The organism is Photobacterium profundum (assembly GCF_003026285.1).
Classification (GTDB): domain Bacteria; phylum Pseudomonadota; class Gammaproteobacteria; order Enterobacterales; family Vibrionaceae; genus Photobacterium; species Photobacterium profundum.
The window spans coordinates 303411-315790 of the sequence record NZ_PYOD01000003.1 but is presented as its reverse complement, the minus strand read 5'-3'; the positions used below and the strand labels follow the sequence as shown (position 1 = coordinate 315790).

General features: G+C 37.3%; 17 protein-coding genes. 5 read left to right on the top strand and 12 right to left on the bottom strand.

Going from position 1 to position 12380, the window contains the following annotated elements:
- Window positions 1-170: 170 nt before the first annotated feature.
- Together C9J48_RS10940 and C9J48_RS10935 are read right to left on the bottom strand one after the other, a co-directional pair.
- Complete coding sequence (locus C9J48_RS10940; protein ID WP_006229754.1) at window positions 171-626, bottom strand: hypothetical protein; 456 nt, start codon at window positions 624-626, stop codon at window positions 171-173.
- 388 nt (window positions 627-1014) lie between these two features.
- Window positions 1015-1557 carry a hypothetical protein gene (locus C9J48_RS10935; protein ID WP_006229753.1) on the bottom strand — a complete coding sequence of 181 codons (543 nt, stop codon included), beginning with the start codon at window positions 1555-1557 and terminating at the stop codon, window positions 1015-1017.
- A 132-nt stretch (window positions 1558-1689) separates the two neighbouring features.
- On the opposite strand from C9J48_RS10935, the gene C9J48_RS10930 reads away from it, so the two are divergent.
- Window positions 1690-2889, top strand: coding sequence for an IS4 family transposase (locus tag C9J48_RS10930; protein ID WP_036802681.1), 1200 nt, complete (start codon window positions 1690-1692; stop codon window positions 2887-2889).
- A 114-nt stretch (window positions 2890-3003) separates the two neighbouring features.
- On the opposite strand, the gene C9J48_RS10925 is transcribed toward C9J48_RS10930, so the two are convergent.
- The 6 genes from C9J48_RS10925 to C9J48_RS10900 form a co-directional block, all read right to left on the bottom strand.
- Window positions 3004-3762 carry a hypothetical protein gene (locus tag C9J48_RS10925; protein WP_036802679.1) on the bottom strand — a complete coding sequence of 253 codons (759 nt, stop codon included), beginning with the start codon at window positions 3760-3762 and terminating at the stop codon, window positions 3004-3006.
- A gap of 152 nt (window positions 3763-3914) precedes the next feature.
- A complete protein-coding gene (locus tag C9J48_RS10920) occupies window positions 3915-4376 on the bottom strand; it encodes a hypothetical protein (RefSeq protein WP_006229750.1) in 462 nt (153 codons plus the stop codon).
- 14 nt (window positions 4377-4390) lie between these two features.
- A complete protein-coding gene (locus C9J48_RS10915; protein WP_036803023.1) occupies window positions 4391-4666 on the bottom strand; it encodes an ECs_2282 family putative zinc-binding protein in 276 nt (91 codons plus the stop codon).
- A gap of 122 nt (window positions 4667-4788) precedes the next feature.
- Window positions 4789-5292: a hypothetical protein gene (locus tag C9J48_RS10910; RefSeq protein WP_006229748.1), complete on the bottom strand. Its 504-nt coding sequence runs from the start codon at window positions 5290-5292 to the stop codon at window positions 4789-4791.
- A gap of 173 nt (window positions 5293-5465) precedes the next feature.
- A complete protein-coding gene (locus C9J48_RS10905) occupies window positions 5466-6200 on the bottom strand; it encodes an AbiV family abortive infection protein (protein ID WP_006229747.1) in 735 nt (244 codons plus the stop codon).
- Window positions 6193-7062 carry a DUF2971 domain-containing protein gene (locus C9J48_RS10900; RefSeq protein WP_242610807.1) on the bottom strand — a complete coding sequence of 290 codons (870 nt, stop codon included), beginning with the start codon at window positions 7060-7062 and terminating at the stop codon, window positions 6193-6195. The genes C9J48_RS10905 and C9J48_RS10900 overlap by 8 nt, the downstream gene beginning before the upstream one ends.
- Before the next feature lie 731 nt (window positions 7063-7793).
- On the opposite strand from C9J48_RS10900, the gene C9J48_RS28230 reads away from it, so the two are divergent.
- Window positions 7794-7928, top strand: coding sequence for a hypothetical protein (locus tag C9J48_RS28230; RefSeq protein ID WP_006229745.1), 135 nt, complete (start codon window positions 7794-7796; stop codon window positions 7926-7928).
- Window positions 7929-8031: 103 nt separating this feature from the next.
- Here the strand turns inward: C9J48_RS28230 and yciH are convergent, their stop codons facing one another.
- A complete protein-coding gene (gene yciH, locus C9J48_RS10895) occupies window positions 8032-8355 on the bottom strand; it encodes a stress response translation initiation inhibitor YciH (protein WP_006229744.1) in 324 nt (107 codons plus the stop codon).
- Window positions 8356-8474: 119 nt separating this feature from the next.
- On the opposite strand from yciH, the gene C9J48_RS10890 reads away from it, so the two are divergent.
- Both C9J48_RS10890 and C9J48_RS10885 read left to right on the top strand, forming a co-directional pair.
- The gene (locus tag C9J48_RS10890; protein WP_006229743.1) at window positions 8475-9080 is read left to right on the top strand and encodes an HAD family hydrolase; all 606 of its coding nucleotides are present in this window, start codon (window positions 8475-8477) and stop codon (window positions 9078-9080) included.
- Window positions 9081-9191: 111 nt separating this feature from the next.
- Entirely contained in the window at window positions 9192-9704 is a 513-nt protein-coding gene (locus C9J48_RS10885) for an ATP-dependent zinc protease family protein (protein WP_006229742.1), read from the top strand.
- A 121-nt stretch (window positions 9705-9825) separates the two neighbouring features.
- Here C9J48_RS10885 and C9J48_RS10880 read toward each other — a convergent pair whose 3' ends face one another.
- On the bottom strand, window positions 9826-10191 hold the full coding sequence (locus C9J48_RS10880) for a DUF3319 domain-containing protein (protein ID WP_006229741.1): 366 nt from the start codon (window positions 10189-10191) through the stop codon (window positions 9826-9828).
- Between the two features lie 248 nt (window positions 10192-10439).
- Here C9J48_RS10880 and C9J48_RS10875 point away from each other — a divergent pair, with 248 nt between their 5' ends.
- A complete protein-coding gene (locus C9J48_RS10875; RefSeq protein ID WP_006229740.1) occupies window positions 10440-11411 on the top strand; it encodes a tyrosine-type recombinase/integrase in 972 nt (323 codons plus the stop codon).
- Window positions 11412-11450: 39 nt separating this feature from the next.
- Here the strand turns inward: C9J48_RS10875 and C9J48_RS10870 are convergent, their stop codons facing one another.
- Window positions 11451-12086 carry a putative adenosine monophosphate-protein transferase Fic gene (locus C9J48_RS10870; RefSeq protein WP_006229739.1) on the bottom strand — a complete coding sequence of 212 codons (636 nt, stop codon included), beginning with the start codon at window positions 12084-12086 and terminating at the stop codon, window positions 11451-11453.
- Entirely contained in the window at window positions 12076-12300 is a 225-nt protein-coding gene (locus C9J48_RS10865) for a YhfG family protein (RefSeq protein WP_006229738.1), read from the bottom strand. Before C9J48_RS10865 ends, C9J48_RS10870 begins: the two co-directional genes overlap by 11 nt.
- Between the last annotated feature and the right edge of the window lie 80 nt (window positions 12301-12380).

Sequence of the window (12380 nt, the reverse complement as noted above, 5' to 3'; positions counted from 1 at the left end):
CATGACGACTAACGCCTGCATAACTCGTTTGCTACGATACAGACTTAGCTGAATTTTAACGCCTTAATCACTGAGACTAAAGGCAAACTGACAACGCCGAGTGTAGCAAATCGTGTTGATGCATTTGTTATGTGAAATCAGCTTGCTAAGTTGTAACAATTACCTTAATTTCACTTATAAAGTACAAGATTAAGAAAACCTGCATACGCCCAAATAAGAGTACCTAAAACTGTTAAAATAAAATATAACGATATATTACGATACTTTTCTAAAGCAGAGTTAATATTTGATTCCTTAATTTTATCTATTTCCTTTTTGCCCTCAATTATTTCAGCTAATGCACTCCCTCCTCGAAAATATATCTCTCCCTTTTGGGTTTCATCAAGATCTCTTGGATTAACTTTCACTAATGGAAAAGAATAAGAAAACGATGTTAATAAACCAAATATTGATAAAAGAGCACCAAATGCAGCTAACCACGTAAAATCTTTAAACCAAACAGATAAAATCATATGCAACGAAAAGATTAAAGAAATCGTAATAAAAAGAATAATTTTTGAGGTTTTAGATAAAGCATGTAAAGATTTGATAAATGTTATCGATTTACTTGAAAGTGGACTATTCATTATTGGATATACCTAATTATAAAAGTTTAAGATTTTCACATAACGCCGGCATCTTACGAATCCCCACAAAATACCTTTGTAGTTCAATAAGTAGACACAAAGCTTGTCTATAAATCTAATGAATTCGCTCCAAATACAAAAATTCAAAAGCAAGTTGCTTAATGTTCAAACATTACACTAACCTTCGGACAATCAACACCATGAGCCAAGTAAATCAACATATATAACAAACCTAATTGGTGGTAATTATTCATGATTTTGTGGGGATTCCCCAGCGCCGGCATAACACGTTTGCTACCATGCAGATTAAGCTTAAATTTACCACTTAATATGAGAAACCCAAAGAAATCTAGAATGCCGAATGTAGCAAATCGTGTTGATGCATTTGTTATAGCTCACTTGCCTGTTGCGCCATCAGTCCCTTAAACGTTTTAGCTTCTTCATCGAAAGCCTCTTGAGCTTTAATAAGTTCATCTAGTTTTGGACGTTTAAAGCTTCTCTTATCACGACAATACTCTAGAACACCATCACGGAGCTTTAACATTTGAGAAAAATCATCCATTAACTCCGGAAAATAAAGTTGGAGTATTGTTTGTAGTTTTTGGTAATCCCCCCTCTCTTGAAGACGATTATCAGTTGAAAGTCTCATGGCATTTTCAGCTGTATTTGAACCTTTATAGACGGGTATAAATACTAAACACAAACCTTGAAGGTCAATTTCCCACTTTTGAAAAAGCAAATGAAGTTCTTCTAATTTCACCCGTTTAAATTCGATATTTTTGAGCTTTAAATTGTTTTTATATTCAAGCTTTAATCGATGATGATTAACTATGCTTGTGACAATGACACCAAACAAAGCACCTATAGCCCCAACTACTGCGGCAATTATTGGAATAAAATCCATTAATGTAGATTGCACGTCTTGATCCAAATTTTATCTCCTGAGCTATAACGGCGGGCACTTACGAATCCCCACAAAATACCTTTGTAGTTCAATAAGTAGACACGCACCTTACCTTCTGATCTAATGAATTCACCACAAACACAAAAGATTGGAAGCAAGGTGCGTGATATTCAAATACTACACGAGTCGCTGGAAAATCAATGCCCTAACATTCACAAAAAGAGACTCAAATCACTCATGGACTCTGTGCAAGCATTGCTTAGCAATGATGCACTTACGCTTACTTTGCTTGGGCGTTCGCTTCCTTCAAAGGCCAAAACGAAACATTGTATTAAGCGCGTTGACCGTTTATTAGGTAACAATCACCTGCATCACGACAGACTCGATATTTATCGTTGGCACTGTCATCAATATTGTTCGGTCAATCCACAACCTATTGTCTTAGTCGATTGGGCTGATATTCGCGAATACGAACGACTCATGGTACTAAGAGCTTCTATTTCTGTCGAAGGACGTTCTATTACGCTTTTCGAGCAAACTTTTACTTTTACTTTTACTTTTAAAAACTACAATTCTCCGCGCAGTCATCAGCAGTTTCTCGATAATTTCAAAGCTGTTTTACCTTCGCATGTCATCCCCATCATCATGACTGATGCTGGCTTTCGTAATACTTGGTTTAGACAGGTTAACGACATGGGTTGGTGTTATCTTGGACGTGTCAGAGGAGACGTAAACGTCTTAATAAAAAACCAATGGCAACACATCAAGCAGTTGTTTAATAAAGCGAATAGCAAACCTAAATATATCGGATTCACACAGCTAGCCAAGCGAAAGCGATTACAATGTCATCTTCATCTCTATAAAAAACAAACACCTAAAAAACGTAAAGACCGACCAAAAGGCCGAGAGCATTTTTCCGCTCAAGCCGTCCATAAGAAGTCAGCACTAGAACCTTGGTTGCTGGCGACTAATATCCCAACAAATATATTTTCATCTCGATGTATCGTCAGGCTCTACACCAAACGTATGCAAATTGAAGAAACGTTCCGTGACTTAAAAAGTCCGCAATACGGTTTTGGCTTACGCCAAAGCCGAACCCATGATCCTAAACGGTTCGATATTTTACTACTCATTGGACTGCTCGCTTTTATGGTCTATTGGTGGTTTGGGATAATTGCAGAGCATAACGGTTGGCACCGTCATTTTCAGGCAAACTCAGTAAAAGACCGACGAGTTTTATCATTTGTTAGGCTAGGAAAAGAGGTCTTCCGACGGCTGGAATATCACATCAACGAATCAGCAATACGTTGGGCGCAATGCACCCTAATTCTAATGGCGAGGAACAGTTATCGTGCGTAAATTATGTGGGGATCCGCCAGCGCTGGGCATAAGGTGCACCATCACCGAACTCACCAAGCGCACTGAACTTCAAACCAAAACCGCCGAGTGTAACGTGTCACCTTGATGCCTTTGTTAGGCATTGATTTCATTGAGTTTTGTTACAACTCCAACATCGGTCTTCGATGGGAAAATGATACCTTCACCATATTTATACTTTTGAGAATACTCTCTCAATTCATCAGAATCTGATTCAAATAGAGTAAAACGAAACTTTTTACTTATGTTTTGCTTCTCATCAGTACACTTCACAACTATATTGATTATGTATTCGCCATGCTGCCATATGAACTTGTCGTCAAAAAAAGATTGAATTTCATTAACTAAATCTTCTTCAAGTTCTACCATTTCTTGAGTCGAGTTTTTGACTTTAAATTTTTCAGTAAGCTCATCTCTTGCACGCTTAGAGAATAATTTTGACTTCTTTTCTTCTGATTTTGCGAAATCATTAAAAAAGTTAGTTAGATGAGCCCATTCCTCGCCTGACTTAAGCTTAAATTTAGTTAATAGTACTTGCCCATTTGATTCATTACTTTTAATAAAGTTTTGAGCCTTAATTATATTTGTTGGTTCTGATTCAAGTTTAACTTCTGCTTCAATGCTTTTTACAGTTACGGCCCTACCACCAACATTATTCAAAATTAAATGGAATTGAAGGTTAGGATTCCCAAGAGAATGAGTAATATGTGCTTTCTCGTACACATCTAACTCAAGCTTACCTCTTCGTATTAATTGATATATTGGTGGAAATTGAGAAAGAACAACTGCTAACGCAGCAATAACAACTGACCATACTTTAGGGTCAGTAAAAAATGATACTTCTGGATTTGGCACAATACCTCCTACTAACGTGTAAATGCCTAACGCCTGCCATAATACGCCACAACGCATTACGATAATGTTGATAAGACCACCGAAAATACTAAAGCCAATCCTTACCTAGAATGCCGAGCGTTGGTGGTCGTATTGATGGCTTTAGGTGCGTTCTAAAGTGTTGGAAAAACAAGCTTTTCATTCTTGTTTCTATGCTCATCAGACCAACAAAGTTTCAACTTATGCTTGCTTGGTGTCTGCATATGTACTGAAGCTATTAATTCGATAGATGCATGTTTCTCCAACGATTCGTAAGGGAGCTTGCTTTGCAGTTCTGAGTCAGGGATTAAATGATTACCGTCAGGAAATTCTACAGTTACATTTTTGGCATCAGCATTTCCTTTATTCCAAACTTTAAGCCGATATTTGTGATTTCCCAACTTGATGATTGACGCACCCAAGTCTGCTTTACGATCATCGAGAACTTCTTCAGTTTCTTTAGCTAAAAGCAACTCATTGAGCTTATTCTGAGTTTCCACTAAAGAGTCTTGCCTTTTATTAAACTGTATCGTGCGCCATGTAGCATAAGTGGAAAGCCCCAAAGCTATTAACGCAACACCGTCACCAAAATCCATACTACTAATACCCTTTATCTAATCTTGATGTTTTTGCTTCCTTTGAATGCATTTTTGAGCATTTTTTTCATTTCCGCTTCAATCTGCTTTTTTGCTTCTTTAGCGATCTCGTTTTGATTTTCTGCTATTAGCTCGGAGTTTTCAGTTAGGAGATCACTACGAGTCAACTGGCGTTCACATTGAGTACAGGTAACAAGCCCATTCTCGTCATGTTCATCGAATGAAAAGTCCTTACAGCCGCAAGTTGGACACAACATGCTAATTTGTCTATCAAGATTCTTTAGTTTCATTTTTCCTCCATAGCACCTAACGCCTGCAATAAGGTGCGCCCCACTGAACCAACAAAGCACACCGGACTCCTTACCAAAACCGCCGAGTGTAACGCGTCACACTTGATTGCCTTGTTATGTACCTATTGTGCGGCTTCGTGAAATTTTTTAATCATACTTTCTGCATCTTTAGGTATTATTTTCTCCATCCTCTGCTTCAAGATCTTTACTATTTCATCAGAATGTTCAAAAAGAGCTACCATGAAGTCAACATCATTCTCGAACTTAGCTCGAACAGAAGGTGCATTTTGAAATGCATTATTTTGGTCAAAAAACTGTGGCCTTACATTTAAAAGAGTATTGTCTGAATTCCTTTCTATTAAGTAGAAGTAATTATCTTGGAAATACCATAATAAACTATGACCTGTAACTGGATCTTGATTAATTACTATACCTTTCAGTAGCATTGTTTGTGGCTGACCACCAAGCATACTATTGTTTTGTGATGTTTTTAACGCGATTAGATTGTTATATCCATAAGCATCTACTATAAATCCGACTATTTCATTGTAATTTTCATCGAGAATATTTCGAATAGATGATTTCCATTTTTTATACTCATCAATTGTTTTTATCAAGTCTTTCATATTTATCCTTTTTATATGTAATTTTACCGACTATATTTTAACATCTACAAAACGTGGGGTACTCTGGTACATAACGCTTAACATAAGTTGCGCCACGATGAACCTACCAAGCGCACCGAACTCCAAACCAAAACCGCCGAGTGTAACGCGTCAACTTGATGTTTTTGTTATGTTTATTTTAATCCGCATCTCTCAAACATGAACCCCTTCGGATCTTCGAGAAATTCTTTACCAAATAATGCTTGAACTGATTTCCTATCAAGTTCTAAAAGCTTATTTAGCTTTAGTAATTGCTCCGATAAATGAGTTACTTTAATACCAGCAATGTTCAAGTTTCTATGTGAAAGTTCTTTCGTGATCAATTGAGACGGACTAACAAAGCCACCCTCTTGCCAGTCAACATACAGGCATTCATTCTTTCTATGGTTAGCGAACTCAACACCAGAAAAAAGCTCTTGTTCATTAAACTCATTTTCGCCACCATTGAGCTTCAAGTACCAATAAGTTAAAGCCTTATCGTGTTCAATTTTTTCTTTATGATCTCGGAACTGACGATTAAGCTGCTTCCAGTCTATTTTGCCTTTATTTACTACTTTGATCATTGCTACATAAAGCATCAAAGCCTTACTCAATTCTTCCCGTGCGAAATGGGACAAGGCATATGATCGGCTGTACATTTCATGCTCATGCAGTAATTTAGCTTCTTGGCAAAGTTCCTGAGCGTTGATAATGCACTTCATCGCGCCCTCAGCCAGTTTTTCAGGCTTTAGATTATTTATTTTTGATTGAGTCACGATATTCCTTAATAAACATAACGCCGCATTAAGGTGTGAGCGACGCTTGGCTATACTTGAGCGAAGCGAAAATGCCAAGCGTTGAGAATCACTCTTAAATGCTTTGTTAGCCATCGAACTCAACACGCTCAATTTTGCCTCTAACAGACTGAACTTTATACATTTTGCATTGCGGAAAATGAACCTTGATTAAACTAACTAGGGCTGTAAGATTTTCATCTACAATTCGAGCAGCGAAAGTTACCGACACCAACTCTTCTTTGTAAAACTCAAAGTCACTGTACCTTTTACCCTCTCCCGGACGGCGTGTCATCACACGCCACTCTTTTTCATATTCCCACTTTGCAGTTTTGGTGTAATAAATCGCATCAGCAGTTTTGGCAAGCAACTCTTGACGCTCGTCGTACAATAAGAAGTCCAAAGCAGAACCTAAATTAGGCGTACAGTCTGTATAAGTTACCTTTTTTGCCATTTGAAAAGGTGTATCTAGCTCATCAATATGTCTAAATTCGAACATGCATCCAGTATGGTTGTCTCCATAGTGAGCCCACATAACTTCGTTGTTTTCATCTTCAGATAAGCAGATTATGCGTAAGTCACCGTTGTTATAACGTTCAGTTTCCTCACGCAGATTATCTTCTAAACTAGACAAATTCAGCTCTAGCGAGGAAAGTTCACGATACAACGTATCTTTATCGAGTCCCTGCCCTTTGGTCATTTGCATAACAGACACTAGATACTTAGAGTCCGGAGAAAGAGATTTATTTAATTGCAATTCCCCATACGCAAAGTTCATAAGAGTTTTTAGGTAATCATCCTTACATGCTTCAATCGAAGGTTTGAAAGCGGGCATCCTTTGCAGTTCATTTATATCATTGAATGAACTTGGACACGACCAACGAAGCTTTTGAGATCCAAGCACTAATTTTGCTGTATTAGCACTCATGTATTTGAATAAACGACTCGGTACTTTCAATATTCCTCCTAGATGGCTAACATTTTATTATACGATCTACTTTCGTATATCTGCTTCTAAGCGAAGATATACGAAAGTAGATCGTACGTCATGTTCCAAGCATGCTACCGCCCTCGCGCGCTAAAAAGTCAGCACTAAAGTAAAGATAGTTGTGCATTCTACTCTTCGTAATGTGTAGTGCAAATGTGCAGTTCACATTGAGTATTTTAAGATGTGCAAAGCTTAAAGGTAACGCTTTAGGGTAAGCTATTTAGATCAACTTATTCCTCAACGTGACAGATTTAGTCAATAGTGAGGATAGTGTTCACGAGTAATTGTCCAATTAGGTTGGTGAGATGTAATTAAGAAGGTCGTAGACAGTTTATCAAGGATAAATGGCAGTTCATGAACCATTTCTCGATAATATTCAAAATTCTGGTATAAAAAACGTTCTTTGACTAATTTATGAACCAGTTTTGTGTGCAGAGTAATACTTAGTACAACATAAATCCTTATAGTACATGGGGTTAGTTTACTTTTTGTCGGTCAGTCAGCCACTCAAATAAACCTGTGAATCTACATTAGTTAAATAGTGTTTGAGGTGATTTAGTCTAATCATGGTATGGCTTTATCTTGTTCCCCGCTGTTTCACTGAGATCCTTTTTTGCTTATCTGGTGCATGCTATTTAACAGTAAGGTGTTATTTACCATAAAATAGGTAATTAACACCTTACTTTAAGGTACTGCTGCAAATGGTCAGTTTGCTTGGTACTTCAAGTTCTGTATTCATTACTACGCTACGCGTTGTTGCCACAGCAAATACAATATACCAACGGCAAGAACAACAAATAGTCTTTGCTGTTGTTGATAGCCCGACAACTCATTAGTTCTCTATTACATTAAACAAAAAAGCCTGAAGATATACTTTTGCTAAATATTCGTTCAGCTTCAGGCTTTTTCAATAACTACGAAGCAATCGTTGCCATCGGCTTAGCCGCCAGCAAGTTTAACGGTGTGTCCTTCTTTTTCTAGCGCAGCTTTAATCACTTCACGTTTATCACCTTGAATCTCAATGGTGCCGTCTTTTATAGAGCCACCACAACCACATACTTTTTTAAGTTTAGCTGCCAGCAATTTTAGTTGTGCATCTTCCATATCAAGACCTGTCACAATACAAACGCCCTTACCTTTACGGCCTTTAGTTTGGCGTTGGATACGGACAATACCGTCACCAGCTGGACGTTGAGGTTTGACTTTTTCTTCTGGAATACGACCTGTCTCGGTCGAGAAGACTAAACGGCTGTTATCATTCATTATGTAATAATCCATGAATTTTCAGTTAATTGTGAGTGTGGTATTAAGATTACGCATTCAAGTTGCGTATTACCTTTTATCGCATACTATCAATAAAAGGTAGTTAAACGGAAACTCTAATGATTCGTAACGTGATTTTTGATTTCGGTGCTGTTCTATTTGAATGGAAACCGACCAGAATTGTTCAAACTTACACTGACTCAGTTTTTGAACAAGAGATGCTATTAAATGAAGTACTCAATCATCCTGATTGGTTAGCTCTTGATCGCGGTACAATGCTCATGGCTGAAGTTATTCCTAAATTTGCAGCGCGCACTGGATTTCCTGAAGCTAGAATGGAAGACTTTTTTGAACATATTCAAAATAGTCTTGAGAAAATCAGCTTAACGGAATCTATTTTTTACAAAGTGTTAGATCAAGGTTACTCGTTATACTACCTAACCAACATGAGTAATGCTTTCTTTGATACGCTCAATGAACGTCACCCTTTTATTGCGTTTTTTAAAGGAGGGATTGTGTCAGGTAACGAGTTAGTCATTAAACCAGAAGCTGAAATTTTTGAGTTATTACAAGCACGTTTTGAGTTGGACACCTCTGAGTCACTTTTTATTGATGATAATGAAGAAAATATCAATACCGCTCGATCTTTAGGTTTTAAAACGATACATTTTAACCAGTCCAGTGATTGCTATAGACAAATCAAAAGCACACTTAACATAAATTGAATTAATGTTAAGTGTGCTCTGTATATTCATTATTTTTAATATGTTGAACAACAACACTAAATCAATGTCTATTATTCATAGTAATACGAATATTTATAGTTAGGAGACAATGTGAAGAAAGTTCTTTTATCAGCCTTGATTCTACTTTCAACTGCTTCACCTTTTGTAATGGCAGGTAGTAAAGTGTCTAGTGACAAATCTATCGTCGGTCAAGTGGAAACGATTAAGATTCATGAGCTTGGGATGGATTATAAAGCACGAATTGATACGGGTGCTGCCACCACATCGATAAATGCTTATGATATTAAAGTGACCGGTGAAGATAGCGACAGTGATGACATGCGCGATCACCTTGGTGGCATGGTTGAATTTAAAACCAAAAATGAAGATGGTAAAGAAGCGACATATAAAGGGAAAATTATAAAAGTAAGCAAAATTCGTAATGCGCAAGGTGTAGAGCGTCGTTATGCCGTTGTTATGGATTTAGGGTGGAATGGCCAACATAAAGCTGTTGCGGTTAACTTACGTAATCGCAGCAAGCTTGATTACAAGCTTCTTATCGGTCGTAATTGGCTTGAGGGAAGCTATTTGGTTGATGTAGAGAAATCGGATGATGACGATTAATTCCCCTATTCACTCATTATTGAACGGTACTACTCGTTTATAGCTACTTTATAAAAACGCCCAATTGGGCGTTTTTACTTACAGAATTATTATTAATAGAAAACATAAAAGTATAGCGGTGTTACTTTTGTGCATTGAGTTTGATTATTACCATATCAAGGTGTTTCTTTATCTTATCCGCTGGGCCTTTTAATAATTGGCCACGTAAGATCACATACCATTCATTGGGTTTACCACTATCATTGATAAGCTTAAAACCTCTGTAACCTTCTGTTTGCTGGCTTGATGTTTCTTTCTGACGAGAGTTAATACCTTCAAAGCTGCTTGGTGGTAAAAATGCTTTCATATCACACCACCAATCGACACTTTTTTTAAGAAGCGATAATTGTCCTGATACGGAATGACCATTAATCGATGTTTTCCAACCATCAGGTGCACCTGAGCTATTTTCTAATATATAGCTACGATGAAACAGGCGTTTTTTCATATCAACAACTCCTTGTTGGAAGTTTCGAATAACATAGCAGGCTGTAATATTGACGAGTAAACATCATCCAAACTCTTCTTTTTTTATATGTTTGTAGCTTTTATATTATTAACTACTTTATCTGTATAGCCCGCATTTTGTTTCCAAGCAAATAAATGTTAATTTTGTATGCGAGTCTACAATTATTGATATTTCTGCTATTATAGCAAGAGATAAATATATAGTTATAGTGCACTAGGGTGATGAGAATGACTAAAGGCATCCAGGCGATAAAAGATACAAAACAACTGAAAAGTAGCCGTTCTGAATTCTCCGTTATTATGGATAGCATTGAACTTTGGCAATCATTAACACATCAAAAATACGCTAAAAATACACTCCTCGCTTTTAAAAACGATTGGAATAACTTTATCCTTTACTGCGAAAGTCATAAGCGCACTGTGTTGCCTGCATCTGTCGACACAGTGCATGGATTTATCGAGTTAATGGCAAAAAAGAGAAAACTAGCCAGCCTAAAACGTTACATTGTGACTATTGGGTTGGTGCATCGTTGCCATGCCCTACCAGACCCATGTGCTCACACTGAAATTCGCTTAGTAATGAGAAAGCAACGTATTGATAAGCATGATGATTATAACAATGCTCGTGCATTTAGAGATGACCATCTACAGCAATTGCTTACTCTATTTGAAACCTCTCCAAAAGTAAAAGATATTCGAGATATGGCAATTTGGTCGGTTGCATTTGAAGCAATGCTAAAACGTAGTGAGTTATCAGATTTGACCGTAGATAAATTAGAGACTGACTCAAAAGGCTTAATCTATATAACATTAGGTGACCGTGTTATCCCGCTCAGCGCTATTGCGTCAAACGCCCTACAGCGCTGGATAACTATAGGCATTATTGATACTGGTTACATCTATAGACGAATTGATCGCCACAGTAATATTGGTGTTTTACCTTTAGATCATTCTTCAATATATCGCGTATTCCGCAGGGCAAGCGAAGAATTAGGGTTACCAGCCAATGTTATTTTTTCAGGCCAATCACCTCGTGTAGGAGCTGCTAAAGACTTGTCTGATGCAGGATTGTCGATCAGTGAGATACAAAGCCATGGTCGTTGGAAGAGCCCTGCTATGCCTGCTCAATATGTGGGGAATACAGAAAAAAGAGACCAAGAAATGGCGAAATTTTTAAAAGATAAGCCTTGGGAGAGCTGATATTCCTTGTTTAGAGAGTCATGATTGCCATGTGTATCTCTAACGAGGGCTATCGGTCCAATGTTCTTTATAGCCTTGTTGAACATCTATATATACCGTAATTCGTTCAAATAGTTTTTCTAAAGGATGCAAGTCACCAAAGTATCCCGCTTGATTGGCATCAACCCATTCTTTTAAGTTAATGCCTTCCCAACAAATTTCATAGCCAGCATTTATGGCTAGAATTTCAAAAAATATCCGCTGTACCCTTCCATTACCTTCTCGAAACGGATGAATAACATTAAGCTCGCAGTAATAATGGGAGATACGTTTAATGAAAGCATCGAACGGTAAATTACGCAGTAAATTATCATTGTTAAGCTGGATAAAAAGACGTTCTGTTTCACGTTCTATATTATGTACATGGCAAAAACGTGTTTGTCCTTTAGTTATATCTACGCGACGGATTTTACCAGCCCAACTGTACAGATCTTGAAATAAAGTGAAATGAATTTTACAGAGATATTGTAGGTTAAATTGCTCGAATTCAGGCTCAAAATGTTCTGCTCGCACTTTTGTGAAATCTCTTTCAGCCAAGGCAAGAGTATCTTCGTCAGTAATCGATAAACGGTTAATCAATACCGATGTATTTGGGTAACAATCCGGGTCATGACTAACACCATACTTATCTATCATAATATTGTATCAAACTTTCTATCTGTTCTTTTTCCGATTGAGTGCTCTTAGTTTCACGTTTTGTCGGCTCTATATCAAACCCTTCCAATTGAAGGCTTGCCTTGTAGTTACGTGAAGACAACCGCTTAAATTGTTTACGCATTTGATCTTTTGTTAGCTTTGATTCGGCATTTTTCGTCGTTTCAGCTTTTAGCATATGCGCTTCTTTTTGCATGTTCTTCCTTGATGGGTATCTACTACCAGTATTACAGGATTAAGAAAAAAAGCCATTCTGATAATAACCAGAATGGCTTC